This is a genomic window from Pseudomonas meliae (assembly GCF_001400515.1).
Taxonomy (GTDB): domain Bacteria; phylum Pseudomonadota; class Gammaproteobacteria; order Pseudomonadales; family Pseudomonadaceae; genus Aquipseudomonas; species Aquipseudomonas amygdali.
This window is the reverse complement of record NZ_LJQT01000347.1, coordinates 1-661: the sequence shown is the minus strand read 5'-3', so window position 1 is coordinate 661 and position 661 is coordinate 1. Positions and strand designations below refer to the sequence as shown.

Annotated in this window: 1 protein-coding gene; it reads left to right on the top strand. The window is 53.4% G+C overall.

The features are described from left to right. Window positions 1–493: recombinase family protein (locus ALO64_RS16085; RefSeq protein ID WP_235805004.1), on the top strand; the 493-nt coding region annotated here is incomplete at its 5' end. Window positions 494–661: the final 168 nt, after the last annotated feature.

Sequence of the window (661 nt, the reverse complement as noted above, 5' to 3'; positions counted from 1 at the left end):
AGCCGACAGCCGACCCAGCGACGTGCTGTTGGTGGAAGACGTTGATCGGCTATCGCGGCTAACCGGTGGCGAATGGGAAAAACTCAAAAAATTGATTCGAGAACGACAGGTTCGTGTGGTTGCCGTCAACGTCCCGACCACTTGGCAGCATCTTGCACCTGCGCAAAATGAATTCGATGCGCGCATGTTCGGAGCTCTCAACGACATGCTGCTAGACATGCTGGCTGCAATTGCACGCCGTGATTATGAACCGCGCCGAGAGAGGCAAACGCAAGGTATTGCCAAGGCCAAGGCGAACGGGAAGTATCGAGGACGGCAAGTCGATCAAAATCGATATGGGGCTATTAACAGACTATTGGCCAGTGGTAGCTCGTGGTCGCAGGTGCAACGAACGATTGGCTGTAGCCGAAGCACAATCAGCAGTGCAATCAAATATGCACAAAAAATCGCAGTTAAATCTGGCCCTGAAACCACCAATCCGATCGGCCTGTAAGTTACGCGGTTGAGGCTTTCCCCCCCATCAAGCGATTAGCGGGTGGCTCCGTTCTTCAGCATCCGACAAAAAACTCTGGGGTTTGGGCGTACAACCCCAGATTGCGAAGCACATCACCATGACCACATTGACCGTTACCGCACGTGGGCAAGTGACGTTTCGGAAGGA